Annotated in this window: 15 protein-coding genes; 8 read left to right on the top strand and 7 right to left on the bottom strand. The window is 44.2% G+C overall.

Features of this window, described 5'->3' with window-relative positions; translation table 11 throughout:
- Positions 1-238: 238 nt before the first annotated feature.
- From JS40_RS15350 to JS40_RS05735, 7 genes are all read left to right on the top strand, one after another.
- Positions 239-12,013: an Ig-like domain-containing protein gene (locus tag JS40_RS15350; RefSeq protein ID WP_034259067.1), complete on the top strand. Its 11,775-nt coding sequence runs from the start codon at positions 239-241 to the stop codon at positions 12,011-12,013.
- 56 nt (positions 12,014-12,069) lie between these two features.
- On the top strand, positions 12,070-13,023 hold the full coding sequence (locus tag JS40_RS05760) for a PorP/SprF family type IX secretion system membrane protein (protein WP_034257555.1): 954 nt from the start codon (positions 12,070-12,072) through the stop codon (positions 13,021-13,023).
- A gap of 17 nt (positions 13,024-13,040) precedes the next feature.
- Entirely contained in the window at positions 13,041-14,942 is a 1,902-nt protein-coding gene (locus tag JS40_RS05755; RefSeq protein WP_034259065.1) for an OmpA family protein, read from the top strand.
- Between the two features lie 105 nt (positions 14,943-15,047).
- Positions 15,048-15,566: an isopentenyl-diphosphate Delta-isomerase gene (gene idi, locus JS40_RS05750; protein WP_034262137.1), complete on the top strand. Its 519-nt coding sequence runs from the start codon at positions 15,048-15,050 to the stop codon at positions 15,564-15,566.
- On the top strand, positions 15,563-15,970 hold the full coding sequence (locus JS40_RS05745) for a 6-pyruvoyl trahydropterin synthase family protein (RefSeq protein WP_034259064.1): 408 nt from the start codon (positions 15,563-15,565) through the stop codon (positions 15,968-15,970). The genes idi and JS40_RS05745 overlap by 4 nt, the downstream gene beginning before the upstream one ends.
- Positions 15,933-16,940: a type I phosphomannose isomerase catalytic subunit gene (locus JS40_RS05740; protein ID WP_233273941.1), complete on the top strand. Its 1,008-nt coding sequence runs from the start codon at positions 15,933-15,935 to the stop codon at positions 16,938-16,940. Before JS40_RS05745 ends, JS40_RS05740 begins: the two co-directional genes overlap by 38 nt.
- Before the next feature lie 42 nt (positions 16,941-16,982).
- Positions 16,983-17,249 carry a hypothetical protein gene (locus tag JS40_RS05735; RefSeq protein ID WP_034259061.1) on the top strand — a complete coding sequence of 89 codons (267 nt, stop codon included), beginning with the start codon at positions 16,983-16,985 and terminating at the stop codon, positions 17,247-17,249.
- Here JS40_RS05735 and JS40_RS05730 read toward each other — a convergent pair whose 3' ends face one another.
- From JS40_RS05730 to JS40_RS05720, 3 genes are read right to left on the bottom strand one after another with little or no spacing between them, the layout of a single operon-like run.
- On the bottom strand, positions 17,250-17,957 hold the full coding sequence (locus tag JS40_RS05730) for a DUF4369 domain-containing protein (protein ID WP_034259059.1): 708 nt from the start codon (positions 17,955-17,957) through the stop codon (positions 17,250-17,252).
- A gap of 49 nt (positions 17,958-18,006) precedes the next feature.
- Positions 18,007-19,344 (bottom strand): DUF819 family protein, encoded by a 1,338-nt coding sequence (locus JS40_RS05725; protein WP_034259057.1) that lies wholly within the window; start codon positions 19,342-19,344, stop codon positions 18,007-18,009.
- Between the two features lie 42 nt (positions 19,345-19,386).
- Positions 19,387-20,316 (bottom strand): alpha/beta hydrolase, encoded by a 930-nt coding sequence (locus JS40_RS05720; RefSeq protein ID WP_034259056.1) that lies wholly within the window; start codon positions 20,314-20,316, stop codon positions 19,387-19,389.
- A gap of 79 nt (positions 20,317-20,395) precedes the next feature.
- Here JS40_RS05720 and JS40_RS05715 point away from each other — a divergent pair, with 79 nt between their 5' ends.
- Positions 20,396-21,169, top strand: coding sequence for a S1/P1 nuclease (locus JS40_RS05715; protein ID WP_034259055.1), 774 nt, complete (start codon positions 20,396-20,398; stop codon positions 21,167-21,169).
- A 17-nt stretch (positions 21,170-21,186) separates the two neighbouring features.
- On the opposite strand, the gene JS40_RS05710 is transcribed toward JS40_RS05715, so the two are convergent.
- The 4 genes from JS40_RS05710 to JS40_RS14780 form a co-directional block, all read right to left on the bottom strand.
- The gene (locus JS40_RS05710) at positions 21,187-21,798 is read right to left on the bottom strand and encodes an alpha-ketoglutarate-dependent dioxygenase AlkB family protein (RefSeq protein WP_034259054.1); all 612 of its coding nucleotides are present in this window, start codon (positions 21,796-21,798) and stop codon (positions 21,187-21,189) included.
- A gap of 1 nt (position 21,799) precedes the next feature.
- The gene (locus tag JS40_RS05705; RefSeq protein WP_034259052.1) at positions 21,800-22,150 is read right to left on the bottom strand and encodes a DoxX family protein; all 351 of its coding nucleotides are present in this window, start codon (positions 22,148-22,150) and stop codon (positions 21,800-21,802) included.
- Positions 22,150-22,362, bottom strand: a complete 213-nt coding sequence (locus JS40_RS05700; RefSeq protein ID WP_034259051.1) for a hypothetical protein — start codon at positions 22,360-22,362, stop codon at positions 22,150-22,152. The genes JS40_RS05705 and JS40_RS05700 overlap by 1 nt, the downstream gene beginning before the upstream one ends.
- A 105-nt stretch (positions 22,363-22,467) precedes the next feature.
- Positions 22,468-26,481, bottom strand: coding sequence for an HYR domain-containing protein (locus JS40_RS14780; protein WP_084677444.1), 4,014 nt, complete (start codon positions 26,479-26,481; stop codon positions 22,468-22,470).
- Positions 26,482-26,490: the final 9 nt, after the last annotated feature.

The following is a 26,490-nucleotide window of genomic DNA, read 5'->3' as shown; positions in this document are numbered from 1 at the left end:
GGCGCCTTACGTCATGGGGAGCTACGTGTATATACGTAGTTACTTTTCCTACAAAAAAAATCGTTAATAAATTGAATTTTTGGTAGTTCAACGAGAATACATTACTGTTCACCTAAAACATGAATTTTTGTAAGACTTTAACATTTTTTCCTACGTATATTTGATATTCCTAGTAAAGAAATTGATTGCAGTTGGGGCAAGATTTTCTTCGAGAAAAACGTATTAAAATTTAGAGTGTATGCAAAATATTACTTCTTTTTCAGCAAAAAAGAGAATAGCTAATGGGTTGATTTTAACCTTTTTGTTATGTTCTCTTACTTCGGTATTTGGTTATCCAATACCCGATTACGAATCAAAATTTACTCATACAAATAAACAACTGTCGTATGTTGCGTCAAGTTACAATACCTTCAACATGGAGAGTATTGCTTCGATGACAAATGATACATGGTTATTTGAATGTGGTGATGACAAGCGAGTAGATGAATACGGTTTTAATGCAAACTGTAATCAAACTACCACAGCTACCATTCCAAATTCCGGAAGCGTATTTCAGTATGCTGTTGAAATTGTTTATAAAGGAGGAAATCCTGGATCTAGCATACAAGTAAGAGATTCTAACAATGTGAATCACACATTGCAAAGATCGGTTCCTTTTGGTTCTAGTTCCAATATCTGGGTATATCGAAAGATAATCCAGGGAAATACCAACAGTATAACCTACACTAATAGCGATAATAAATGTAATCTCCAATCGGTAGTGATCTATGCGTTTAGAAATGCACCCGGATCACCCGGCAGTTCCGGAGTATTCACTAATAGAAGTGGGTATAACGATATTCAAACCATTAATATTTCCGTTCCTTCATTTCCGGTAGCAAGAGATCTTGTAATAGAGACTCCTATTTCTGAAATGACCACAGATGGAAGATACTTGTTATTAAAAGCTGAAGCTGGTGGCGTAACGGATCAAATTTTCCTGTATGGACCCGATGCGTCTTTGCCTCAAGCATCATGCTGTTTAACGATCCCGTCTTTAATCCTTAGAAATGTTCCCGGTAATGTAACACAAGTGACGCTAACTGTAGACACTCGTAACGGACAAAACGGTCAGAGTGTAAATGGTCAGTCATGGGTGATCGCTGCGGGAGTAAACGTTGATGCTTTATGTGGCAACGATCCAGATATTGCACTTATTAAGACCGGTGTTTTTAATGACTTGAACGGGAACGGTTCTGCTGAAGCTGGCGAGACTGTAAGCTATAATTTTACAGTTACCAATACCGGACAAACTCCTTTAAGTGACATTACAATCACCGATCCTTTGGTTTCGGTATCCGGCTCTTTAGCTTCTTTAGCCCCTGGACAATCCAATAACTCTGCCTTTACTGCTACATATACAATAACAGCCACCGATGTACTTAATGGATTCGTTGAGAACCAGGCTTTGGTGGAAGGATGTTATCAATATGAGCCCGTTGATCCCGATGGGAACTGCGATGGCCAAGTAAATTACCTTGAGCTACAATACTTAGGAAATACCTTCAATGCTCAAGTAAAAGTGGTTGAGCATGACGGTCAAACCGTTTTTAATAGTGTTGTACAACCTGGAGAGCGATTTGAGTTCTTCGGACAAGACCCGCCACAAAATACATTTGGACCGAAAATTGACATCTATATTAATAATGTACATGTTCAGGAAATCCATACTAGCTGTTCACAACCTATTGGGGTAGGTTCGGTTTTTGGTGATTTTGAAGTTACTGCAGGAAGTAGTAGAAATGGTGGTCCTTTTGTGCCCGTGACCGGAAGTGGTTGTGTGGGTATTGCAGACGATCTTTCAGACGATAACAGAAACGATCAGGATGATCCTACCGTGGTTCCCTTACCGGGACCGCCGCCAACAACAAGAGATTGTAACTGTTCGCCCCTATATAAAGACTCAGACTTTAACAACCCTGCACTTGTTTCAGGATCGAACCTGCAAGTGGGTGCTGTGTATAGGTTTTCGAATGTGTTTCCCGGAAACCCTCACGGAACTACCATCGATGCACTTGTTAAAATTGTAGAATTTACAGGTGGGGCTTCCCTTTTGAATATAGATGTGACCTCTTCGGGATTACCTGAAGCATTTCAGCCAAGAATTAATAGTACCAACAATTTAAATCAAAGTGTCCTATTCGACATCACTTTTGTCACGTCTGGTGGAAGCTATGGAGATGAAGTGGATATCTCTTTCTATGCGACACCTTTAGATATCGATGGCGATGGTCAATCAACTCGGGAATATGCCGAGGTTACCTTACCCGACGCTTATTTTGTGAGTAACAATACGGTTTTGGATCTGGCACAAACAGCCACCGTGGTTCGTGGAACTGCGAATACGGTTGTTACAGCTCCAGGAGGAGATGTTTCACTGGATCCTCGATTTACCTTTAGTACCTATTATGAAACAAAATCATCGGTTCAATACCGAATCGGTAAGATTGACGGTAACGATGACCGCTATTACTCGCTTAACATTAGTTGTGCAGAGTATACCGATCCAAATTCAGTAATTGTTACCTATCCTGTGATCTGCGGAAATGTAAGCGATGACAATGGAAATCCGTTACAAAATGTTGAGATTGATGTAACCGGAAATGATGGAAGCGCACAAACGGTTTTTACAGATTCCAACGGAAACTATAAGGCAATTGCTCAAATTCCTGAAGCATTGGTTGATGTAACCTACGAGATACGTGAGAACGATCCTGCAGGCTACATATCAATTTCTGATGTGGATGGTGCAAATGATAACTTAATCACCAGAACTATTGATCTGGAATCTTCCTGTGGAAATGATTTCGTGGATGGTATTGAAGTGGTTCTTACCCTTCAGTCTAAAACAGACATCTTATGTAATGGAGACACAACCGGATCAATCACCGTTGCTGCTTCCGGAGGAATTCCACCCTATACTTATACCTTAAATGGAGGAATACCGCAAAGCTCGCCAACTTTCAATAACCTTGCGGCAGGTGTTTATACAATTGGAGTATCCGATTCTCTTGGAAACACAGATGCTATTAGTGTTACCTTGACGCAACCCGAACCGATTAGTATTCAGATTACAAAAATGAATGCAACAGCTACGGGTGGCTGTATTAACGGACAAGCAACTGCTAATCCGTCGGGAGGTATTCCACCGTATACCTACCAATGGAGTGCGAGTGCCGGAAACCAAACGACTCAAACGGCAACTAACTTACCTGCCGGAACACATACAGTGGTCGTAACCGATGCTAATAACTGTACGCTTCAGCAGGGAGTGGTAATTGACTGTGTTCCAAATTGTGACGCTGTAATTACCGTTGATGAAGTGGTAAATGTATTGTGTACTAACGATATGACAGGTAGTGCTACCGTAAGCGCAAGTTCTGTGATGAATCCGGGAGCTACATTTACCTTTACGTGGAATACCGTTCCTCCTCAAGTAGATGCAGGTGTGAGCACCAGTACTGTTTCAAATTTAGCAGCCGGTGTATATACTGTAAGCGTTACTATTGATGGAACCTTGTGCCAGCCGGTACAACAAAGTGTGACAATCACACAACCTTCCACCGCACTTAATGTAACCGCTACATCCACAGATGAGACCGGTCCAACAACAGGTGACGGAACAGCTACTGCGAATCCAACAGGCGGAACACCTCCTTATACATACTCATGGAGCCCCGGAGGTGCAACAACACAAACAATCACCGGACTTAGTGCCGGAACCTATACCGTTACGGTAACCGATGCGAACGGCTGTACCGCAATGGCTTCAACTACTGTAAATCCAGGATCTTGTCGGGATTTGGCAGCAAACGCCTCATCCACTCCTGTATCATGTAACGGAGGCAGCGATGGAACAGCAACTGTTGGTGTAACAGGTGGATTAGGGCCCTTTACATATTCATGGAGTCCGGGAGGCCAGACGACACAAACTATCACAGGTCTCACCGCAGGAGCTTACACAGTAACTGTGACCGATCAATCTACGTTATGTACAGCGACAGCTACCACAACCGTTAACCAACCAAGTCCGCTGAGTTCCGGTATTGCCGTAACTAATGTGGCTTGTTTTGGAGACGACACAGGATCACTGGATCTTACCGTTACCGGAGGTACACCACCCTATACTTTTGTTTGGAGTCCGAATGGTGAAACTACCGAAGACTTATTCGATCTTACAGCAGGGACGTATTCGGTTGTGATTACCGATGCGAATGGTTGTACAAAGACCGATAGTGCTATGGTGATGCAACCTTCCGAAGCATTATCCATAAACATTACCTCACAAACAGATATATTATGTAGCGCGCCAAGTTCAATAACGGTTGCTGCAAGTGGTGGAACACCACCATATTTATATGCTTTAGATGGCGGAACCCCTCAGGCATCCGGAACTTTTAACGATCTTTCCGAAGGAAGCCATACAATTAGTGTGGTAGATTCGAATGGTTGTAATGCCTCTGTTGCTGTAACTATTCTGAAGAATTGTACAGTTGCAGTAGATGATATCAATGACACTTTTGTAAACACTCCTGTGGATGGAAATGTCCTTACCAATGATTTTGATCTTGAAGGTGATACGCAAACGGTTACTACCACTACGGTAACTACTGTTCGCGGCGTTACTGTAACGATAGATCCTGTTTCCGGAGCTTATACCTACACACCTCCAACCGATTTTGTTGGAGAGGATAGTTTTGTGTATACGATCTGTGATGATGGTAATCCGCAAGCGTGTGATAGTGCTACTGTATATATAGAAGTAGAACCAAGAGATGGATCCGAAAACGATCCGCCGGTGGCTAATGCTGATACAAATGCAACACAGAAAAATGTTCCCGTTGATGGTAATGTTCTTCCTAACGATTATGATCCGGACGGTGACCCAATTACCATAACGACACCAAGTGTTACAACTGCTCAAGGTGTAACAGTGAATATAAATCCGGACGGGAGTTATACCTATAACCCACCATTGGATTATGTAGGTGAGGATACTTTCGAATATACAATATGTGATAACGGAACGCCTGCACTTTGTGATACCGCAACAGTGACCATTCAGGTATTGGATACAACCGATAATATTACTACGGCAGTAGACGACGCATACTTTACACAAATAGGTGTAGCTGTTTCTGAAAATGTTCTAGATAATGATACAGATCCTGAAGGTGATGACCAAACAGTAGATGTTGCCATTAGTCCTTCCGGCGGACCAAGTAATGGTACCGTGGTTTTAAATGCAGACGGAAGCTTTGTTTATACGCCGAATGCCGGATATTTTGGACCCGATAGTTTTATATATTCGATCTTTGACAACGGAACTCCTGTTGCTACAGATTCAGCTACCGTCACTATTTTAATTAGTCCGTTTGTCAATACAACGGTTGCTGTGGATGATATTAATGATACCTTTGTCAATATTCCGGTAAGTGGTAATGTACTAACCAATGATTTTGATCTCGAAGGCGATACTCAAACCGTAACTACTACTACTGTAACAACGGCTCAGGGAGTTATTGTCACGATCGATCCTACCACAGGAGCATATACGTATACACCTCCAACCGACTACATTGGTGAAGATACTTTTGAATATACTATCTGTGATGATGGAAACCCTCAGGCTTGTGATAGTGCTGTGGTTTATATCGAGATCGAACCGGTCGATGGACCAAATAATGATCCCCCGGTAGCGAATGCTGATACGAATACTACGCAAAAGAATGTTCCTGTAGACGGGAATGTACTTCCTAACGATTATGACCCTGACGGAGATCCTATAGTTGTGACGGCCAATACCGATCCTGCCAATGGAACAGTGGTTGTGAACCCCGATGGAACCTATACTTATACACCAAATGCAGATTTTGTAGGAGAGGATACCTTTACCTATACTATTTGTGATAACGGAACACCTGCACTTTGTGATACCGCTACGGTGACTATTCAAGTATTGGATACGACCAATAATATTACCACAGCAGTGGATGATTCATATTATACAACTGTGGGAATTGCAATTAGTGCGAATGTTTTGGACAATGATACCGATCCTGAAGGAGATGATCAAACAGTAGATGTTGCCATTAGTCCTTCCGGTGGACCAAGCAATGGTACTGTGGTTTTAAATGCAGATGGAAGTTTTGTGTATACTCCTAATGCCGGATATAACGGTCCTGATAGTTTTGTATATTCTATTTTCGACAACGGAAGCCCTGTAGCAACAGATTCTGCTACAGTGACTATTCTTGTTGGCTTTATCGGAAACGATATTTTAGCTGTTGACGATATCAATAACACCTATGTTGACCTGCCTGTAAGCGGTAGTGTTGCCACCAACGATGAGAACCCTGACGGTCCTGCGGGCACCGAGGTGTTCACATTGGTAAGTGGTCCTGTCAACGGTAGTTTGGTATTCAATCCTGACGGAAGCTATACCTATACTCCTGATGCGGGATACGAGGGTGAGGACACCTTCGAGTATCAGGTGTGTGATGGAGGAAACCCGATCGCCTGTGATACGGCCACGGTGTACATTGAGGTATTACCTGTAGGTAGTCCTGACAATGAGCCTCCTGTTGCCAATGCCGATACGAACACGACCGAGGTAGATACTCCTGTGAGTGGTAATGTATTGGTGAACGACTTTGATCCTGATGGCGATCCTATTGTTGTTACGGCCAATACCGCTCCTAGCAATGGAACGGTAGTTGTGAATCCTGACGGAAGCTATACCTATACTCCAGACCCTGGATTTGTGGGCGAGGATACCTTTGAATATACTATTTGTGATAACGGAACACCTGCACTTTGTGATACCGCTACGGTGACCATTCAGGTGATCCCTAACAATGGAAACATTACAGTTGCCAATGATGATGCCTATAATGGTTTTATAGATCAGCCTATCAGTGGTAATGTACTTGATAACGACAACGACCCTGAGGGCGATGCTCAAATGGTCGATACAGGGTTAACACCTGTAAGTGGTCCTAGCAATGGTACGTTGGTGATCAATGCCGATGGGACGTTCACCTATACGCCAAATGCCGGCTTTACAGGCACCGATCAGTTTGTGTATGCGATCTTCGACAACGGCGCACCTGTGGCTACCGATCAGGCGACTGTGTACCTAACTGTTGGAGATCCCGGAAATGATGTTTTAGCTGTTGACGATATCAATAACACCTATGTTGACCTGCCTGTAAGCGGTAGTGTTGCCACCAACGATGAGAACCCTGACGGTCCTGCGGGCACCGAGGTGTTCACATTGGTAAGTGGTCCTGTCAACGGTAGTTTGGTATTCAATCCTGACGGAAGCTATACCTATACTCCTGATGCGGGATACGAGGGTGAGGACACCTTCGAGTATCAGGTGTGTGATGGAGGAAACCCGATCGCCTGTGATACGGCCACGGTGTACATTGAGGTATTACCTGTAGGTAGTCCTGACAATGAGCCTCCTGTTGCCAATGCCGATACGAACACGACCGAGGTAGATACTCCTGTGAGTGGTAATGTATTGGTGAACGACTTTGATCCTGATGGCGATCCTATTGTTGTTACGGCCAATACCGCTCCTAGCAATGGAACGGTAGTTGTGAATCCTGACGGAAGCTATACCTATACTCCAGACCCTGGATTTGTGGGCGAGGATACCTTTGAATATACTATTTGTGATAACGGAACACCTGCACTTTGTGATACCGCTACGGTGACCATTCAGGTGATCCCTAACAATGGAAACATTACAGTTGCCAATGATGATGCCTATAATGGTTTTATAGATCAGCCTATCAGTGGTAATGTACTTGATAACGACAACGACCCTGAGGGCGATGCTCAAATGGTCGATACAGGGTTAACACCTGTAAGTGGTCCTAGCAATGGTACGTTGGTGATCAATGCCGATGGGACGTTCACCTATACGCCAAATGCCGGCTTTACAGGCACCGATCAGTTTGTGTATGCGATCTTCGACAACGGCGCACCTGTGGCTACCGATCAGGCGACTGTGTACCTAACCGTTGGAGACCCGGGGAATACTATTTTAGCGATAGATGATATCAACGATACATTCGTTAATTTACCTGTAAGCGGAGACGTAAGTACTAATGATGACAACCTCGACGGTCCTGCGGGTACCGAGGTATTCACATTGGTAAGTGGTCCTGCCAACGGTAGTTTGGTATTCAATCCTGATGGAACATATATTTATACTCCAAATATTGATTACGTAGGAGAAGACTCTTTCGAGTATCAGGTGTGTGATGGAGGAAACCCGATCGCCTGTGATACGGCTACAGTAACAATTGAAATTGTAGACGATCCAATCATAGGGAATGATCCTCCAATTGCAAATAATGACACAAATGTAACCGAAGTGGATGTTCCTGTTTCAGGCAATGTAATTGTTAATGATTACGATCTGGACGGTGATCCTATTGTGGTAACTACCAATACCGCTCCTAGTAATGGAACGGTGGTTGTGAATCCTGATGGAAGCTATACCTATACTCCAGACCCTGGATTTGTGGGCGAGGATACCTTCGAATATACTATTTGTGATAACGGAACTCCTGCACTTTGTGATACCGCTACGGTGACTATTTACATCATTCAGGATTTGAATAATATTACAGTTGCCAATGATGATTCTTATTACACTGAAATGGATCAGCCTATCAATGGTAATGTACTTGATAACGACAACGACCCTGAGGGCGATGCTCAAATGGTCGATACAGGGTTAACACCTGTAAGTGGTCCTAGCAATGGTACGTTGGTGATCAATGCCGATGGTACGTTCACCTATACGCCAAATGCCGGCTTTACCGGCACCGATCAGTTCGTGTATGCGATCTTCGACAACGGCGTACCTGTGGCTACCGATCGGGCGACTGTGTACATCTTAATTGAAGAAACTCCCGCGCCTGCGATCGCGATCGTGAAGACAGGAGAGTTTATGGATGGTAACGGGGATCAGTGTGCAGATCCAAACGAAATGATCAATTATACTTTTACAGTAACAAATGAAGGCAACGTTCCTTTATTCAATGTATCGGTTACTGATCCATTATTGGAAGCACCAAACCCAATAGTACCGATCATTCTAGTCTCAGGAGACGATGGAGATGGTATATTACAAGAATCTGAAACATGGATTTATGAGGCTACTTATTTGCTTACACAAGCAGATATTGATGCCGGTCAGATTACAAATCAAGCAACTGCCGAAGGTACCGATGAAGACGGAACCACTGTAAGCGATCTTTCAGACGATACAAGTGTATTGGAAGATGACCCTACTGTGACCGTAATTTGTCAGAGTCCTGCGATCGCTATCGTAAAAACAGGGATCTTGAATGATGATAACCAGAGTGGGTGTGCAGATCCAGGTGAGAGCTTAGACTACACATTTACTGTGACCAATGAAGGAAACGTGAGTTTATCTAGTATAAGCGTAACAGACCCATTATTGGAAGCGCCAAACCCGGTTGTGCCAATTGTATTGGTGTCCGGAGATGATGGTGACGGAATTCTACAAGTCACTGAAACGTGGATCTACGCAGCGACTTATGCTATTACTCAGGCAGATATTGATGCCGGACAAGTAACGAATCAGGCAACTGCTTCAGGATCGGCTCCGGATACTACTGTGGTTACAGATCTTTCAGACGATACAAGCGTGTTGGAAGACGATCCTACTGTTATAACTGTTTGTCAGAGTCCTGCTATAGCGATCGTTAAAACAGGTACTTTAGTAGATGATAATCAAAGTGGATGTGCAGATCCTGGTGAGAGCCTGAACTATACCTTCACGGTAACAAATGAAGGAAACGTAAGTTTAAATAGTATCAATGTCACTGATCCATTGTTGCAAGCACCAAATCCTGTTGTACCTATTGTACTTATATCCGGAGATGACGGGGATGGTATCCTACAGATTTCTGAAACGTGGGTGTATACCGCAACCTATGCGATCACACAAGCCGATATCGACGCCGGACAGGTTACGAATCAGGCTACTGCCGAAGGTACTGCGCCAGATGCAACTGTAGTGACCGATCTTTCGGACGATGATAGCGTACTGGAGAATGATCCAACGGTAACCGTTGTATGTCAAAACGCAAGTATTGCATTGATCAAGGAAGGAAGTCTTCCTCCAAATCCGGATCAGGGAGGCGGATGTCCGGTAGAAGGTGATATTATTACCTATACTTTCACCGTAGTCAATACCGGTAACCTTACACTGGATAACGTTATGATTACAGATCCACTACCGGGTATTGTCTTGGTAGGAGGTCCAATAACCCTGCCGGTAGGTGCTTCAGATAATACAACATTTACAGCAACCTACGCAGTTACACAAGCGGATGTCGATGCCGGACTGGTAATGAATCAAGCGACTGCTACAGGAGAGACTCCTTCAGGAGGGACAGTAACGGATCTTTCGGATGATACAAGTATCTTGGAAGATGATCCTACTATTGTACAACTTTGTCAGTCTCCATTTATTGGACTCGTGAAGCAAGGTGTCTTTAATGATGAAGATGGAGATAAGTGTGCCGATCCAAAGGAGACTATCAGCTATAGCTTTACGGTGTATAACCTCGGAAATGTGACGCTCACAAACATCTCAATTAGTGATCCGTTGGTGAACGTTCAAGGAGGACCTATTACATTGGCGCCGTTTACATCTGATGGTACTACGTTTACAGCAACTTATTCAATCACACAAGCCGATATTGATAACGGTTTTGTTGAGAACCAAGCGTTGGCTCGTGGGTTCACGCTCCTTGGAGATGAAGTGACCGACCTTTCGGATGATAACAGTGAGTTCGAAGACGATCCAACAACAACAGATCTATGTCAGGAAGCAGGAATCGCTCTTATTAAGGTGGGAACTCCGGTAGATGAGAATGGAAATGGTTGTGTGGATCTTGGAGAAACTATTGTCTATGACTTTGTGGTCACCAACCTTGGGAATGTGATGTTAACCAATGTCATAGTTACCGATCCAATGGTGACTGTGATAGGAGGACCAATTTCTATTGCGGCCGGACAATCAGACACCGAAACATTCTCTGCAGTTTACACTGTCACTCAAGACGATGTGGACGCAGGAGAAGTAAACAATCAGGCGACAGCTTCGGGTGAAGCTCCTAATGGAACAATTGTTACCGATCTGTCGGATGACAACAGCAATTTTGAAGATGATATTACCACTACGGTGTTGTGTCAGGATCCAAAAATGTCTGTCACCAAATCGGGAGTGTTCAATGATGAGAATGGTGATATGATCCCACAAGCAGGGGAGACCATCAGTTATGTTTTCAGCGTTACAAACACAGGCAATGTAACTTTATACAATATTGTATTGACCGATGAGTTGCCGGGTATTGTGATCTCTGGCGGTCCTATTGCACAGTTGAACGTTGGGGAGACCGACAGTGATACCTTTACTGCGGAGTATCCTATTACGCAGGCTGACATAGACGCTGGCGAGGTTATTAATCAGGCTATTGCTACGGGTCAGACCATTGGAGGTTTGGATGTATCGGACACTTCGGATGATCCTAACGATCCTACCAATGTTGATCCTGATGGGGACGGAGAGCCGGATGATCTAACGGTTACGGTGCTTCCTGGAGTTGGTGGTGTTACCTTTGAGATTTATAATGGTGTGACCCCTGATGGAGATGGATTGAACGATTACTTTGTGATCGATGGTATAGAGGATTATCCTGAGAACAATGTTAAGATCTACAACCGTTGGGGTGTTCTTGTTTGGGAGACCGATGGTTATGATGATGGTGACAATGTCTTTAGGGGTGTTTCCAATGGTCGTTCTACCATACGTGAGGAGAAGGAGTTGCCTACGGGTACGTATTATTATGTACTGACCTTCACGGGTGATAATCCTGGAGAGAGCAGTTATGCGGGTTACTTATATATAAACAGATAGTGAATCAAAGAATTCCCGGGAGTGTTAAGGCTTCCGGGATCATAAAATACTTAACTATGAGACACAGTTATTTTACAGTCATGATCTTACTTTTGCTAGGTACCTTTACAGGTAGTGCGCAGCAGGATCCCCAGTACACACAGTACATGTACAATACGCAGGTGGTGAACCCGGGTTATGCGGGTTCTAGAGAGGCCTTGAGTTTTGGGTTGTTATACCGCACCCAGTGGGTTGGTTTGGATGGCGCTCCCAAGACGGGTACCTTTACGGTGAACTCTCCCATTGGTTCTTTGGAGAACATGGGTCTTGGTCTTTCCATTGTACGCGATGAGCTGGGTCCTTCGATCGAGTCGAACGTTACCATTGATTATTCCTATACGATCAACACCTCTGATGATGGTAAGCTTGCCTTTGGTCTTAAGGCTGGTTTGGATCTGTTGGATGTTGATTTTACCAAGCTTAATATCGCCGATCCGGGCGATGTCTTTGAGACCAATATAGACAATAGGATACAGCCACAGATTGGAGCTGGTGTTTACTACCATACCGAGAAGTTCTATGCGGGGTTATCGGTTCCCAACTTTTTAACGACCAAGCACTTTGATGAATCGACCTTGGATGATATTCAAAACGGAGGCTTCAATGGTTCTATTACGGCCGCGGAGCGTTTGCATTATTTCTTGATTGCGGGATATGTGTTCGATCTAAATGAGAACTTGAAGTTCAAGCCTGCCACGTTGGTCAAGGCAGTGAGTGGTGCGCCTTTGCAGTGGGATGTTTCTGCGAACTTTCTTTTGTATGAGAAGGTTACCTTGGGAGCTGCCTATCGTTGGAGTGCTGCTATGAGTGCGATGGTTGGTTTTCAGGCATCGGATGAGATCTTTATTGGTTTTGGGTATGATTACCAGACCACCGACATAGAGGATTTCAGTGACGGGTCTTATGAGCTTATGGTTCGTTTTGATCTGTTTAAGAAACCTGAACGTGTATTGACACCACGATTCTTTTAAATTAAAACATTTGGGGCATGAACACATTATTACAGAAAGTATTATTAGTAGCACTGGTATTTTGTTATACCGGTGCGTCTTTTTCACAGAAGAAGCAAGTAGAGCAGGCCAACAAGGAGTTTGACAAGTATTCGTACATCGATGCTCGTGAGATCTATTTGAAGGTAGTAGAGGATGGTTATACCTCTGCCCAGATCTACAAGAACTTGGGAGATACCTATTATTGGAACAGCGATTACGACAACGCTGCCAAGTGGTACCTTCGTCTTATCAATGAGTACCCGGGTGATGTGGACACGGACTATTACTACCGTGCCTCACAATCGCTCAAGAGTTTGGGTCAGCCTGAGGCTTCCAAGAAGTACATGGATATGTACATTTCCCGTGGGGGAGATCCGGGTATCGTTCGTGCGAGCTCTACGGATTTTTTGGAGTATCAGGTAGAGTTGGAGAAGGTCTCGATCAACACCGATGGGTCTGACTTTGGCCCTTCCTACTATATGGACAAGTTGGTGTATGCCTCTAGTTCACGTACGGAAGGCTCTAAGATCGCCCAGTGGACCGACCAGCCCTTTTTGGATCTTTTTGAGGCCGATATGGACGCTATGGGCAAGCTTTCCAATGCAAGTTCTCTAAGCGGGGATGTTAACACGCCCTATCATGAGTCGACTCCTGCCTTTACCAAGGATGGTAATACGATCTATTTTACGCGTAACAACTATATCGACGGTAAGAAGGGAAAGGACAAGAACAAAACGATCCGTTTGAAGTTATACAAGGCCACCAAGAGTGGTGACAACTACTGGACCAATGTTGTTGAACTTCCTTTCAACAGCAAGGAATATTCTGTGGCCCACCCGGCCCTTAGTCTGGATCAGAAGCGTTTGTACTTCTCCTCAGACATGCCGGGCACGATGGGGATGTCGGATCTTTGGTATGTGGACATACTGGGTGAGGATACCTACGGTACGCCTGTGAATCTTGGTCCTGGGATCAATACCGAGGCCCGGGAGTCGTTTCCCTTTATCAGTGAGCGCAACAACCTGTTCTTCTCCAGCGATGGTCGGGGCGGTCTTGGAGGCTACGATATCTTTATGGCACCCTTGGATGGTGAGACTGTGGGGAAGGTCTCTAATTTAGGGGAACCTGCCAACAGCAGTCAGGATGATTTTGGTTTTATTATTCAGGAAGACAAACGTATTGGTTATATGTCCTCGAACCGTGATGGTGGCCGGGGTAGTATCGACGATGAGATCTATCGTGTACAGGAGAAGTGTGAGGTTGTGATCACCGGCACGGTGTTCGATAAGGATAGCAAGGCGCTATTACCGGGTGCAGAGGTGACGCTTTTGGATGGTAACAATACAGTGGTGGAACAGGTGATCGTTGGTCAGGATGCTGCTTATAGTTTTACGGCCGACTGTGAGAAGCAATATTCGATACGGGGTAGCAAGCCTCAGTATGCTCCTTATGAGAAGGTGATCCTCACGCCCGCCGAATCGGGGAGGGTGGAAGTTCCTGTGCCGTTGGCATTGATCGATCCGTGTCCTCCAAATGATCTAGGTTGTCGATTAAAGCTTGAACCGATCTATTTTGATCTGGACCGTTATAACATTCGTCCCGATGCTGCTGTGGAGCTGGCCAAGATCTTGGCAGCGATGCGTCAGTACCCGGAGCTTGTCATCCACATAGAATCGCATACAGACTCACGTGCTTCGTTCAAGTATAACGAACGACTCTCTGAGAATCGTGCGCAGTCGACCCTAAACTGGTTGGTGGAGCGAGGTATTAGTAAGAGTCGATTAACGGCTAAGGGATATGGGGAGCGGCAGCTCACCAACCGATGTTCGGACGGGGTGGAGTGTACCGAAGAGGAGCACCAGCTCAACCGCCGATCGATGTTCATTATACAGAACTAACAACACTGTCTTACAAGAAACAAAAGCGTTCAAAATCACTTTGAACGCTTTTTGTTTTTAATAACATCCACCTATTTCGTACTTTTGGAAAAAGAAGAAATTGCTATGAAGGAAGAACTAGTCATCCTTGTCAATGAAAAGGATGAAAAGATCGGGTTGATGCCTAAGATGGAAGCACATGAAAAGGCATTGCTCCACAGGGCTTTTTCGGTATTTATCTTTAACAAAAAAAAGGAATTATTGCTACAACAACGCGCGCTTACTAAATATCACTCGCCGGGTCTGTGGACTAATACATGTTGCAGTCATCAACGAGATGGCGAAACGAATTTGGAAGCCGGAAAGAGAAGGTTGTTCGAGGAAATGGGTTTTACTACAACCTTAAAAGAGACCACTTCATTTATCTACAAAGCTCCTTTCGATAACGGATTGACCGAACATGAATACGACCATATATTAATTGGAGAATACGACGGAACTCCAAACATAAATCCAAAGGAAGTAGCATCATGGAAATGGATGTCCTTGGAAAGTGTTCAGGAGGATATCAAAGCGAACCCAGGACAATATACTGCCTGGTTCAAGATCATTTTCGATAAGTTCTATAAACATATAAGCGTATGAGTCTAACGGTATATCGCAAAGCGCATTTTAATGCCGCACATCGCTTGTTCAAGGAAGGATGGAGTGACGCAAAGAATCTTGCCGTTTTCGGGAAGTGCAGTAACCCCAATTATCACGGCCATAATTATGAGCTTGAAGTTGGTCTTACCGGAACTATCGACCCGGAAACCGGTTTCCTAATTGATCTTAAGCTTCTTAAGGATATTATTAAGGAAGAAGTGGAAGATGCCTTTGACCATAAAAACCTCAATCTTGAAGTGCCGGAGTTTAGATCGTTAAATCCAACCGTAGAAAATATAGCCATAGTCATTTGGGAAAAGCTTCGGAAGCGACTGGAATCTCGTTATGAGATCGAAGTAAAACTCTATGAAACACCAAGAAACTTCGTTGTTTACAATGGGTAGCGGGGCTGCCTTATATCCTCTAAAATTTACACCTATACTTAAAGAGAAAGTATGGGGCGGAGGGAAATTGAAAACACTTTTCAGAAAAGAGAAAGACGGGAATATTGGAGAGAGCTGGGAACTTTCCGGGGTGAAAGACAGTGTTTCTCACATACGCAATGGAAGCCAAAAAGGCAATTCACTTTTGGATCTAATAAAAGAACACAAAAGCAACTTGGTGGGTGAAAAGGTTTACGATCATTTTGGAGATCAATTCCCTCTATTGTTCAAATTCATTGATGCAAAGCAAGATCTTTCGGTACAGCTACACCCGGACGACGATCTTGCAAAGTCACGCCATAACAGCTTCGGAAAAACCGAGATGTGGTACATACTTCATTCAGAACCCGATGCACGATTAATTTTGGGATTCAATGAAGCCATGGATGTAGAAAAATATCAAAAGGCACTTTCAGAAAATACTATTACAAGTATCCTTCATTCTGAAAAGGTTCACGAAGGTGACGCTTTTTTTATCCCACCGGGAACAGTACACGCCATTGGGGCAGGGGTGGTGCTCGCCGAGATCCAGCAAACGTCCGATGTCACGTATCGTATCTATGATTGGGATCGGCCCGACACCGACGGGACTTATCGGGAATTACATACAGATTTGGCGGTAGATGCTATCAATTTCGAACCGCATACCACCAAAATTTCTTATTCCGAAGAAAAGAATACACCGGTTCTGCTAAAACGTGTTCCTTATTTTGAAACCAACAAACTGGATCTCTCCGGGACTATGGAGCGTGATCTTTCCGGCATCGACTCATTTACCGTTTATATGTGTGTAAAAGGCAGTGCTATCTTCAAAATGGGCGCGCATACCGAGACCGTCGAGACAGGAGAAACGATCCTAATCCCCGCTGTGGCTACTAACCTTACCATCGTTACTGATAAGGCTATATTTTTAGAGGTTTATATCCCGTAATCTGCAAGTAAGTAGTACTTTTGCATAAAATTATTTATAAAAATGGCAAGTGTACGTATTTTAAAAAGAGACATTAATTATGTGTTAGGCGATATTATTGAAGCTGTCTATATTTGGGAGCTTACCAATCCTGATAAGGACAATAAGAAAGCCGAGGCGATCATCGATGAGGCGATCAACACGTTCGACGAATTGATCGAGAAAGTGAATGCAAAGGATGTCGAGAATAAAAAGAAACATTTTAAAGCGATCAATCAAGAGCTGGAAGATCGCGGTAGAAAATTGATCGATAAAATCAATGCGCTGTAATTAATTTCCAGCCTGTTTCCGCTCAGTAATATAAGACTCTAATTCGATCCCGTATTTAGAGTCTTTTATTTTTGGGGTAAGCGACTTGTAAACAGTATCCAGGTACTTCACATTGGCATCGAACACTTCGTTGAGCATGAGATACGGCGCCAACTCATAATCATTGTTGTTAATGGCAAAATTTACAGTCGCAAGGTATTTACCGGTGACCGTACTTTGTTTGCGTTTTCGTATTACTTCAAGAAGGCTGTCGTTCCCGCTCTGTAAGGCCTTAAACTCTTGCTCGATAAGATCCAAGTTTCTGTCGGCATAACGCTGCTTCAATTTTTTGTATTCTGAAAGTTTTGCTTGGTTTTTAGACCCTGTAATTACAGCACCCGAATTGAAGTTCTTTAAACTTGTGATAATGTTGACCTCTCCCGGTTCTGCAAAGAAAGGTAGTTCTTTGTCCAACAACGATTCATCTTTGATGCGAAGGCTCAATACATATACTTCCGGACTTTCTATAGTTTCTGAAAAACTAAAGATTGCTTCGCCGTCTACGGTAACAGAGTCTACTGCGACAAGGCTGGTGTCCTCTATTTTCTGAAGGAGAATCGTTCCTTTCCGAAGCCCTTTGATTTCTCCGGATAAGTACATTTCATTTGCATCATTATTGCAACTTGTAATGAGGAAAAGAATAGCAAGCAGGGAAAACAAATAGTTCATGAGGCATGATTTTTAAGCGGGCAAAGATGCATTTTTTTTGAAAGAAATCCTACGCCGAAGCCGCCAATTGCATTAAAACCGTACATAAGATCGCACCCACCGTTCCAATGGCATAACCAAACACGGCCAATAAAACGCCCACCGTGGCTAGTGAAGGATGAAACGCCGATGCGACAATGGGTGCAGAGGCCGCGCCACCTACATTTGCCTGACTTCCCACTGCCAAAAAGAAATAAGGAGCCCTAATGAGTTTCGCTACTAAAATGAGCAGCCCTGCATGAAAGAGCATCCAGACCAGACCAATAACAATAAGCATTGTATTGTCGAAGATAAGCGTGAGATCCATTTTCATACCAATGGTTGCTACAAGAATATAGATAAACACACTGCCTAACTTGCTCGCGCCGGCACCTTCATAACTGCGGGCTTTGGTAAATGAAAGCAGTACTCCAATGAGGGTGGTGATGCTAATCATCCAAAAGAAACTGGAGTCTAGGAAGGTAAATACGTTGCGTTTAATGCCCTTTGGTATGTCCGCTACAATATCTGCGAAAAAGGCACTGAGATAATCGGCCCCGAAATGTGCAAAACTCACGGTTCCAAATGCAATGGCACCAAGAATCATTAGGTCGGTGAGGCTGGGATTTCGTTCTACTTTTTTAGTGTAACTAGAAACTTTTTCCTTTAGACTTTCTATAGCACTTGTATCTGCCTTAAGCCATTTATCGATTTTGGCTGATTTCCCAATACCGACCAAGATGATCGCCATCCAGATGTTTGCCACAACAATATCTACAAATACCATCCCACCGTACAAGGCTTGATTGTAGCCATATATCTCCAGCATAGCGGTTTGATTGGCACCACCGCCAATCCAGCTTCCGGCAAGAGTTGAAAGTCCGCGCCAGACAGCGTCGGCTCCTTCGCCTCCCACAGCTTCAGGAGAGATAGTTCCCACAATAAGAACGGCGATAGGTCCCCCAAGTATGATTCCGGCGGTTCCTGTTAAAAACAATATCAACGCCTTCGGTCCCAAATTAAATACTCCTTTCAGGTCTATGCTCAGTGTCATAAGAACCAGCGCGGCCGGCAGCAAATAGCGGCTTGCCATATAGTAGAGGCTGGTACTGTTCTCTGTGACTTCACCGGACTCGGATAAGGTGACCCATTCCGGAGCGATCACTCCAAATGTAGTGAGTAAGGCGGGTATGAAATAGGCCATGAACAAGGCAGGAACTACCTTATAGAAAGTATTCCAAAAACCTTTTTCTTTATGTGAGGTATAGAAAATGATCCCTAATGCGATCATCAATATCCCAAAAACTATGGTGTCACTGGTAAATAGAGGCGTGGTGTCCTTGATAATTTCGGTGGTTGTATCTTGCATGCGCTGTGTTTTGCCGCAAAATACAATTTATTAAGGAAATGATTACTGTTTTACAAAATTGGAAACTATTTCAATAAGCTCGGGCATGACAGGACGATTAAACTCGTTGTATGATTTTTGATTTTCAAGATCATCACCTTCAATCTTTTTAAAGATATGGTTCATCTTAGGGAGGATCACCAATTGTGCACTGGGCTTGGCAGCATGTAATTTTTCGGCTTCGGAAACTTGAACCTGAATATCTTTATCGCCATTGACTATAAGTACCGGGATGTCAAGCTTTGCAATCTCTTCCTGGGGGTCGTATTGCATCCAATCGAAAATAAAGGGCTGTATGGCAGGACGAAAGATTGAAGCGAGTAAAGGACTGTAATTAGTAGCCACACCATTAACACGAAGGTCGTCAAAAGAAGTTCGTGCATTATCTTTAAGTGCCGGATTCTGTTTGGCTATTTGATCCACAATAACGTCGTCGATCTCCTGTCCGGCACCTGCCAGCGAAATAAAACCGTCTGCACCACTTTGTGCAGCTATCATTCCCACGAGAGATCCTTGACTATGACCGGCAATAACTATGGAAGAGAAACGGGCATCGTTCTTGAAATGTGTAAGTACCGAAACAGCATCTTCAATAAAATGAGCAAACCTTATCTTTTTTTCGTCCATAGCTCCCATCTTCATGATCTTTACCAGACGTTTATCGTACCTAAAAGTAGCAATATTATTGGCATACAATCCTTCAGCTAAAAAGCGCAGCGAATTGTTCTTTGAAAGTCCTTGATTGCCATTTCGATCTACAGGGCCGGAACCTCCCAACAGGATCACAAGTGGAATGGGAGAGCTGGTTTCAGGCAATAATAAAGTACCTTCTACCAGGGGAGGGATGCTTATCTCCTCACTAATGTAGTTTATTTCTTGACTAAATGTATTTCCGAAGATAAGGAGGGCAAAGACAATAATGAGCTTATTCATGTTGCTTTTTTGTTTTTTTGAACTCTAAAATTACCATTAAATTGTTTAGCGAAGTATCTTTGTGTAAAATTGTTGTGTTATGAAACCGTGGTTACTTCTCATTATTTTTCTCATGTTTCCCATTATGTCTTCCGCAGCAGACTGGGGTCGCACCGGACACCGGGCGACTGGAGAGATTGCACAAGAATACCTTACAAAAAAGGCAAAACGAGCGATCGAAACCTTATTGGACGGGAAATCCTTGGCACTGGTCTCGACCTACGCCGATGAGATTAAAAGTGACGCACTTTATAAAGAATATGCACCCTGTCACTATGTCAACTTTCCTTTTGACAGCACCTACGATACCCACCCAAAAAGCGATAAGGGCGATCTTTACAAGGCCATCCTTACGTGTGTTGAAATACTAAAGGATACTGAGACACCAAAGGATAAAAAGGCTTTTCACCTTAAGTTACTGGTTCATTTTATGGGCGATCTCCACCAGCCTTTACATGTAGGGATTGCCGATGATCGTGGCGGAAACCAATTTCAGGTACGCTGGTTCGATGAAGGCACCAACCTGCATTCGGTTTGGGATGAGAAGATCCTTGACAGCTATGAAATGTCCTATACAGAATTGGCGGCAAATACCAAACGTTTGTCCAAAGAGGAAGTAGCGAAAATTCGTCGCGGGACGATAAAGGATTGGATGAACGAAAGCCGAGAACTATGTGTACAGGTCTATAATACGACCGCGGCGGGACAAGACCTAGGATATGGCTATATGTACCAATATGTAGACGTGGTGAGAGCACAGCTTCAAAAAGGGGGAATTCGTTTAAGCACTTTATTAAACGATATCTTTGGGTAACGTCAACCCATATTTTTCTACTTGATTTTTCTGAAGGTAAGATTAATCCTGGGAGCGACGGCTTTTTTTGTCTTCGGAATCTGATGTTGCCAGTAATGTTGTGTTGTCCCTTGCATTAGGAAGAGACTTCCCGGTTCCAAGATTATTTTTTGCTTTAGCTCTTTCTGAAATTTGTGCCGAAGGTGAAACATTCTGGGAGCTCCCAGACTCACCGAAGCGATCACGGGATCTGTCCCCAGTTCTTTTTCATCATCACTATGCCAACCATTGCTATCCGTTCCGTCACGATATAAGTTGAGCAATACTGTAGTAAAGACACTGCCACTCACGGTTTCGACCTTCTTTTTTAGGTTATGTAGTGCTTCTGAAAAAGGTTTCGGATACATTGTTATGTTCGAATAGGTGTATTTCTTGTCTTGCTCTCCGTATAAGGCCGTTAGCCGGGGTTGTGGATGGCTTTTTCCGAACACCGTGATGGTTTCTTGAACCCAGTCGGTCTCATTGAGCAGTATTTTAAAATATTCTGAAGCCTCTTCCGAAGAAAGAAAACAGGGATCATACCAAATGTCTGCATCAGGGATCTGAAGCTGTTTTGAATTTCTTTCCTTTTCCGAAGCAAAAAGATTCATACTACACATATTGATAAGCCCAATACATGAGCACGAATTGTAATGGAATTCGTAACCACAACACCCATTTTGGAAGCTTTAGAGCAGCTTTCTCATTTTGAAGCATGTGTATGTGCACCGATAAGAACAGCAGAAGCATTACTATAATACCCCATGCTGCATAAATCTGTGTGTCCGGATTTAATAACATTAACCCCAGTACCATTTCGGCGATACCGCTTACCAGCACCATAGTCGAGGTTGCCGGTAAGTACGGAGGCATGATGCGTTCGTATATTTTCGGACTGCGAAAATGATTGAATCCCGCAATTAGGAGCAGAAATCCGAGTAAGTATTGATGCCAGGGTAACATTAATTATCGTTGTTGGGCAGGTTCGAACTATCCGGAACTAAGAGGGAATCTTTTTTAGCCTCTTCTTGAAGTAAGGAGTCCAGAGAAGGTGCTCCGTCTCCAATTCCACCGTCTGCTTCTACCGGGATCATTACCTCTGCGTCTTTCTTCTTTTTGTCGGTACAGGCGGCTATGGCTATAAGGACAAAGATTGCTAGAATTTTTATTTTCATAGTAGGTTTTTTCTACCTCAAAAGTACTGTTTTAAAATCAAAAAACCCCCTCTCTTTCGAGAAGGGGTTTTCATTTGGTTGGTTAATATATAGGCTTGTGAGTGCTTACTCTTTAATGAGTCGTTTTACAACACTTGCTTGCTCACTTGCGATCTCTACTACATACACTCCGGATGCCAAGGCAGATACATCGATCACTTTCTCCCCTTGCATACCGCGAAGGTCGATGGTGTTGATGCGCTTACCATTGATGTCGTAGATCTTTGCTTTCTCAAGAACGATATTCGACGTATTGGAGATGGTCAAGATATCACGTGCCGGGTTTGGATACATCACAATTGCATTGTCTAACGATGTATCGTTCACACCTAGAACGGTCTCAACAGTCAACTCGAAGGTACACGTAGCTACGTTACCATATTCATCCTCTGCTGTAAGAGTCACGGTATAGACACCATCGGCCAACTGAGTGCCGGCTGCCGGGTCTTGTGTGGTGATCGTTACAGGATCGGTACAGTTGTCTGTTGCAGTGGCTTCACCTGTAGCGAAGTAATCCGGTACAGTATAGAACAAGTTGTCTGCTCCCGGATCTACGGTCTGGTCTGCAGGACAAGTGATCTCCGGTGCCAATTGGTCAACCACGGTAATCACAGAGGTACAAGAAGCAATGTTTCCACTGGCATCACTGGCAAATACGGTAGCCGTAATAGGCGTTCCGATATCAGCACAAGTTACCATGGTCACATCCACTGCCAATACAGTGATACCACACGCATCAAAGGATAACGGTCCTCCTGGTATTTCCACGAAGAAGGCGTCACCATTAGACCCTGGCGATAAGTTGAGCGTCCAGTTGGCCGGATCGAATTGTCCGGTAAACCCTGGCATAAAGTTGCTAACGACTGTTTCGTTACCACCGCCAAAGTTATCATCGGTTACACTTCTAAATCCAAACACATCTCCCGGCGCAAGCGTTACTGATGCACTACCGGACTGGTTTCCGATGCCGTCATCGGTCAACTGTGTATACGTACCATTTACCAAATATCCAAAACTATCGAAGCCTGGAAGGTCGGTGATCGTGTAATCCCAATCAAAACTTACTGTTTCGGCTGTTGCTACTGTCATGGTGAAATCTGTAGTTTCAGAAGGTCCAATAGTTCCTGTGTCACTACCAATCACCATAGCATTGAAGGTGCTAGGAGCCACTCCAAGAAGATCCATAGGATCTACCACAGCAGTTCCATCGGCACCTAATTCAATAGTAGCATCCATACAGATAAGAACAGGATCGGTATCATCGATAACATTCACTGTAGCGATACAGCTAGTTGAATTCCCGCTGTTATCAGTAACAAATACCTCCACTTGGTTCTCTCCTAATTGTGAACAGTCAAAACTAACTGTTGTGTCAACAATTGGAGCGAATGTAATACAGTAGCTGTTCAATGTTCCTGAATCGCCACCTGTATCATCGGTGATGTTCAATGTCCAGTCGCCTGTGATAGACTCACCGGCAAAAACCGTATTGAACAACCCGCCTTCAGCTTGATAATCTGCTGCCGGGGCACCACCTGTCCACATGGTAACATCGTTTCCGGAAGCATCGGTAAATATAAGTGTGGCTGCGGTATCCAATCCGGTGCTGCCACCTCGATCCAACATTACATCGATGGAAGTACCTCCCGGTGATACTAAGGTCACATCTAGGTCACTTGCCCACGTATGTTGAATATCTACTGCGATATTATCTAATGTATAATCGGTTCCTATAACTCCGGCATCTGTTACAGAAGCAATAGAAGGGTTCATAGGTCCGGAAGTTCCTGTTGTAGGTATTGGTTCGGGAGCGTTTCCACACTCTGTAACGGTCATTGCTGAAGCAGGACCACCTACGGTCGCTATCCAGGTGCCACAGTTTTCAGTAACACTTACCAAGAGCATAGAAGCATCGATGGTTGCCATTCCGTTGGCATCTAAGGTTACATCAAAAGGTGGTGCAGTGGAGGATTCATAATCCAACTGGAAGTTATCCACACCGGCACCCCAGTTCCATCCTGAATTTTCATCATCGTATGTAAAACGAACCTGGAAATCGGCATTTGCGAAAGCAGAAACATCGATCACGCCCGACGGACTCGGTGGAATATCCATTCCATCAGCCAAGAACACTTGCTGCCATGCAGCACCGTCCCAAACTTCGGCTCTTAGTAATCCGGAACCTGCAAAGTCACCTAATGCATAATCGAAAGACAGGTCGGCAGTTACAGAAGCTGAAAGATCGTATACCGGAGACAGTAAATGGGCCACATGGTTATCACCTGTGCCACCGGCTGCGTCATCATCAAAGATAGCTGCATTGGTTGTGAAGTCTGCTGTTCCCGGTACGGCTCCTGAACCAAAGGTCCAGTCCTGTAAACCGTTAACGATAACGGTTGTCCATCCTGCCGGGATAGTCGCGCCGTCAAAGTTCTCAGTGACATTGAATACGCCCGGTTCGCCCTCACAGACGATCATAGGAGCTTCGTCATCGGTTACTGTAATATTCTGAGTACACGATACAGAATTTCCACTTGGATCGGTGAAGGTCCAAACTACTGGTGTAGTCCCAACAGGATAGAAGTCTGAAGCATCGGCTGTTCCATTATAGTCATTGGTTAAGGTAGCTCCTTGTCCTAGAGTAATTGTTAACTGGTAAAAATTATTAGCACATAGAGTGGTAGGATTCACAGAAGAATCTGCCAACAGAGTAAAAGTAAGATCATTACCATAGGTTGTAATCCATCCGTTCCAGGTGGCTTCTGCTACTGTAAAAGTATCTGATTGTAAAACACAATCTAGGCCGCCTTGGGCATCGTTGAAGAAAATGGTAGATCCATCTGGACCAAGAAGTTCAAAATCCTCAACGGTAGAATTCCAGTCCCCGTCATAGTCGGCAGTTATACTAACATCTCCACCAACTGAATTACTTAGACCGGTAACGGTTGAAGGCGTATCTAATAAACCGGAAGTTCCCAAAAATTGCGTAACAGGACCGGCTATTACAGGAGCTAATGCAGTTGGACAGTTATCCATAGGCGTTGGTGGCGTAACGGTAACGTTGGCCCCACACATGCCGGCATCGTTGGTTTGTGTAACGTCCGGCGCACAAGCGATGGTCGGCACCTCATTGTCTACCACTGTTACTATAAACTGACAGGTAGAAGAATTACCACATCCGTCTGTAGCCGTAAATTCCACAATGGTATCTCCTACGGGGAACACACTCCCACTGGCAGGACCCATGGTTTGCATTACCGGAACAGGACCGTCTTCGGCATCAATTGCCACGGCATCTGTGAAATTCACAACGGCACCACACACACCGGGATCGGTATTGGCCATAGCATTAGGTGGGCATGCGATGGTAGGGGCATTATTGAACCCAAACTCAAGCATCCCAATGCCTTCAGCTCCACCCGCAGCATCAAATATCTCAACACTGGTTATTACTTCATCTGCAATTAATCCAAAAAAGGAAGTCGCGTTATCTAAAGGACTTATGGTATACGTAGCCAATAATCCACTAGCTCCATAAACGCTAATATCGACAGACGTGCCACCTGCAAGAGAAACGACGTCAAAACCAAAGGCATTGACGTTGCTTGTAAAATTCATGACAAAGGTATCCCCGAAAAAGTTTGCCCCTACCACATCAACATCATTGCCAAATCCGGAGCCTGCTTCGGCATAATACACCCTAGGGCTCGAAGCGGCTGCTCCGTCACTTGTGATATTGAATCCGGACTGTATCTCTCCGGGAGCATAGCAAGGTCCTCCGGCATCGCTAAGAACATCACCGCATCCCGAAATACCGCCGGGTCCACCTGCAAAATCTTCCAAGGTGAGATTAACGTTACATGCCCCTTGAAAGCTTGCTCTATCACTAAACGTACTTGTGATAGCTTTCACAGGTGTCTCAGTAACTATTGAGTAGCTTGAGGTTTCAGTTGTGTTTTTCGGAGTAGGAGTCAACCCTGACTCATACGCATCCGAAAGCGACGAAAATTGTTGCGCACCCATCTGCCACGTAAAACACGTGACAAACAGTGCCATTAAAAACATAGTAATTCTTTTCATAATATTAAC

It is taken from the genome of Altibacter lentus, assembly GCF_000746845.1.
In the GTDB taxonomy this organism is placed as follows: Bacteria; Bacteroidota; Bacteroidia; order Flavobacteriales; family Flavobacteriaceae; genus Altibacter; species Altibacter lentus.
This window is presented reverse-complemented; position numbering and strand designations above follow the sequence as displayed.